Raw genomic sequence first — 351 nt, forward strand, 5'->3', positions numbered from 1 at the left:
TGAAGGACGGCAAAACTATTGATATGCCGATTAAGGGGCATGTCAGCTTCCGGGGTAAAAACGGTATCAAGGGCGAAGTGGTGATGCGTAACGGCAAAATCCTCGGCTGGGCATGGGGCGCGGGATTTGTTGACGGTATCGGTCAGGGAATGGAGCGCGCCTCCCAGCCGGCTGTCGGGCTGGGTGCCACAGCCGCTTACGGGGCTGGTGATGTCCTGAAAATGGGTATCGGTGGCGGCGCATCGAAAGCCGCACAGACGCTCAGTGACTACTACATCAAACGTGCCGAACAGTATCACCCGGTGATACCGATTGGTGCGGGCAACGAAGTGACCGTGGTGTTCCAGGACG

1 protein-coding gene is annotated in these 351 nt (G+C 58.1%); it reads left to right on the forward strand.

Annotated elements, in window-relative coordinates; genetic code table 11:
- The coding region (locus LZP73_RS19505) for a TrbI/VirB10 family protein (protein ID WP_326490368.1) at window positions 1–351 on the forward strand (351 nt) is incomplete at both ends.

It is taken from the genome of Shewanella sp. AS16, from assembly GCF_021412365.1.
GTDB lineage: Bacteria > Pseudomonadota > Gammaproteobacteria > Enterobacterales > Shewanellaceae > Shewanella > Shewanella salipaludis.